Source organism: Vibrio sp. HI00D65, from assembly GCF_001635455.1.
Lineage (GTDB): Bacteria > Pseudomonadota > Gammaproteobacteria > Enterobacterales > Vibrionaceae > Vibrio.
The window spans coordinates 1-565 of sequence record NZ_LWEH01000283.1 but is presented as its reverse complement, the minus strand read 5'-3'; the positions used below and the strand labels follow the sequence as shown (position 1 = coordinate 565).

Below are 565 nucleotides of genomic sequence, written 5' to 3'. Positions count from 1 at the left end.
GGGCCAGGGACCAGGAGTATTAATCTAATAATACCATGTAGGCTTTGGCATTGTTTTTGCGAAACCAATCTAATTGTTTACGCATATGTTCCCAGTGTGGGGACATACCATGGCCCATTTCCCTATCTTGTAGAGTTGCTGTCATTTCATGTAAGAAAATGTAGTCATGTCTTTTAGCTTCTTCTTTTGTTAACATAATAGATTCACCATTAAACCTATTACGTCTTTCTTCTGTTCTTTCTATATTTGTTTTCATATGGGATTATCCTACTACATCATCGGTAGGTCTGTCAACTATTACTTTTGTTTTGTAATGATGTCCGTAATAGTCTGTCCTATCTTCTACACGTACATCTATCGGAGTTTCTAAAGGCTCGGTCCTTGGTGCAATNGCAATGACTTGTTGCCAATACTTATAAAAGAAATCAGTATAACAACCCTGACTACAAAACACAGACCAAACATTATCTCTGTTCCAATTGTTCTCGGTTATCTTTCTAGTCCTCAAAACCTTGTTGCCCTTGTTGCCTCTAATTCTATCCTGAGTATGATTTTTGTGGCACTT

The 565-nt window shown here is 37.4% G+C and carries 1 protein-coding gene; it reads right to left on the bottom strand.

What is annotated here, in order from left to right:
• Positions 1-19 precede the first annotated feature (19 nt).
• On the bottom strand, positions 20-256 hold the full coding sequence (locus A3712_RS18745; protein ID WP_063524641.1) for a hypothetical protein: 237 nt from the start codon (positions 254-256) through the stop codon (positions 20-22).
• Between the last annotated feature and the right edge of the window lie 309 nt (positions 257-565).

What these genes read in the sequence shown, in the direction of transcription:
- A3712_RS18745 (WP_063524641.1), bottom strand. Translation starts at nt 256, where the DNA reads ATGAAAACAAATATAGAAAGAACAGAAGAAAGACGTAATAGGTTTAAT.